Here is a 2,416-nt window from a genome sequence, read left to right as displayed (position 1 = left end):
GATCTTCATGACGACGCACTACATGGACGAAGCCGAGTTCTGCGACCGCATCGCGATCATGGACCGCGGCGAGATCGTCGTCCTCGACACGCCGCAGGCGCTGAAGGCCGGCGTCGGCGCCGACCGCGTCGTGCTCGGCACGACCGACGACGACGCGGCGCTGGCCGCGCTGCGCGACCGCTTCGGCATCGAGGCCGCGGTGGCGGAGGGCGCGGTGACGTTCCACGTCGAGGACGGCGAGGCGTTCGTCCCGCGGCTGTTCGCCGAGCTGGACGTCGCCATCACGTCGGTCGCCGTCTCGCGGCCGACGCTGGACGACGTCTTCATGCGCTACACGGGCTCGACGATCCGCGATGCGGAGACCGGCGGCACGGCCGACCTCAACCGCACCATGATGCGCGCGATGGCGGGGGCGCGGCGATGAGCGCCGTCATGGCCGACATCGTCGCCGCCCGGGTGCCGGAGCGCACGTGGCGCTCGGAGGCGCGGGCGGTCAAGACCGTCTGGAATCGCGATCTGATCCGTTTCCTGGGCAATCGCGGGCAGACCATGACGTGGCTGGTCCAGCCGCTGCTGTTCCTGTTCGTTCTGGGCTCCGGGCTGCAGACGCTGTCCGCCGCGTCCACCGGCGGCTTCGATCTCAAGACGTTCATCTTCCCGGGCGTGATCTGCATCGCGGTGCTGTTCACGGCGATGATCAGCGCGGCGTCGCTGGTGTGGGACCGGGAGCTCGGGTTCCTGCGGGAGATGACGATCTCGCCCGTCAGCCGGACGTCGATCCTGCTCGGCAAGTGCCTGGGCGGGGCGAGCATCGCCGCGTCGCAGGGCGTGATCGTGCTGGCGCTCGCCGGCCTGGTCGGCGTTCCCTACGACATCGGCCTGCTGCTCGGCGCGCTCGGCCTGCTGGTGCTGGTCGCCTTCGCCGTGAGCGCCTTCGGCATGCTCGTCGCCGTCACGATCAAGCAGGCCCAGACCTTCACCTGGGTGATGCAGCTGGTCGTGTTCCCGGTGGTCTTCCTGTCCGGCGCCCTCTACCCGGTCTCCGGGCTGCCGGGGTGGCTGGAGGTGCTCAACCGGCTCAACCCGCTGACCTACGCCGTGGACGCCATGCGACACCTGGTGTTCGACCACCTCGACGTCTCCGAGGCGGCGCGGCAGACGCTGGATCCGGGCGTCACCTGGTTCGGCTGGCAGGTGCCGGCGCTCGTCGAGGTCGGGATGGTGCTGGTGCTGGGCGTCGGGATGCTGGCCCTCGCGATCTGGCGCTTCTCGCGCGCGGAGTGACTCCGGGGCGCCTCATCCCCATCGGAGGATGCGCGGCGGTGGCGGGTGGGGGATCGTCCGGGCATGCTCACCGCCATCGCGATCCTGTGGTTCCTGGTCTGGGTCTTCGTCGTCGTCGACATCGTGCGCAGGCCGCAGTTCACCACGGTGAAGAAGATCGCGTGGGCGCTGATCGTGCTGATCCTCCCCGTGGTCGGCGTGATCGGCTACCTGATCGTGCGCCCGCCGGACGTAAGCGACCGGTACGGGCGCGCGTCGGACGCGGAGCCGGAGGAGCGGATGCGCGGGTCGCATCCGGTCTGAGCCGCGGCGCCGGTCTGTCACGTCGTTCGCTGCTCGTCCGTCAACGCCTTGACGGACGGCGACGAAGGGATGTGACATGGAGCGCGACGAGCACCTCGCGAGCGAGTTCGAAGATCACCGCGACCACCTGACGGCGGTCGCCTACCGCATGCTCGGATCGGTGACGGAGGCCGAGGACGCCGTGCAGGAGGCGTGGCTGCGGCTGCAGCGCTCGGACGACGACCGGATCATGAACCTGGGCGGGTGGCTCACGACCGCCGTGGCCCGGGTGTCGCTCGACATGCTGCGCGCCCGCCGGACCAAGAGCCTCGATCCCTTCGAGGAGGGGCGGATGCCCGACCCGCTGGTCGAGCGCTATGGCGATCTCGACCCCGAGCACGAGGCGGTGCTCGCCGACTCGGTCGGCCTGGCGGTCCTGGTCGTGCTCGAGACGCTGACGCCGGCGGAGCGGCTCGCGTTCGTGCTGCACGACATGTTCTCGATCCCGTTCGGCGAGATCGCCGAGATCATCGGCCGCACCCCGGAGGCGTCGCGGCAGCTCGCGAGCCGGGCGCGGCGCCGGGTCCGCGGCTCCGCGCCCGTGCCCGACCGGGACCTGCGCCGCCGGCGCGAGGTCAGCGATGCCTTCCTCGCCGCCTCGCGCGACGGGCGCTTCGAGGACCTGCTCGCACTGCTGGACCCCGACGTGGTGCTACGCGTGGACGAGGGCGACGGGATCGCTCCGCGCATCGTCCACGGCGCGGAGGCCGTCTCGCGGCAGGCGTTCGCCCACTCGCAGCTGGCCCAGTTCTCCCGCACCGCCCTGGTGAACGGCGACCCGGGCGGCGTG

Annotated in this window: 4 protein-coding genes; all 4 read left to right on the top strand. The window is 71.2% G+C overall.

Annotated features, from left to right (window positions below; genetic code table 11):
* On the top strand, positions 1-424 hold a 424-nt coding region (locus VFX99_RS00305), incomplete at its 5' end, for a DUF4162 domain-containing protein (protein WP_329664325.1).
* 8 nt (positions 425-432) lie between these two features.
* Positions 433-1,284, top strand: coding sequence for an ABC transporter permease (locus tag VFX99_RS00300; RefSeq protein ID WP_329664324.1), 852 nt, complete (start codon positions 433-435; stop codon positions 1,282-1,284).
* A 63-nt stretch (positions 1,285-1,347) separates the two neighbouring features.
* Positions 1,348-1,587, top strand: coding sequence for a PLD nuclease N-terminal domain-containing protein (locus VFX99_RS00295; protein ID WP_329664323.1), 240 nt, complete (start codon positions 1,348-1,350; stop codon positions 1,585-1,587).
* Positions 1,588-1,663: 76 nt separating this feature from the next.
* On the top strand, positions 1,664-2,416 hold a 753-nt coding region (locus VFX99_RS00290; RefSeq protein ID WP_329664322.1), incomplete at its 3' end, for a sigma-70 family RNA polymerase sigma factor.

This window comes from Microbacterium sp. (assembly GCF_036277215.1).
In the GTDB taxonomy this organism is placed as follows: domain Bacteria; phylum Actinomycetota; class Actinomycetes; order Actinomycetales; family Microbacteriaceae; genus Microbacterium.
This window is presented reverse-complemented; position numbering and strand designations above follow the sequence as displayed.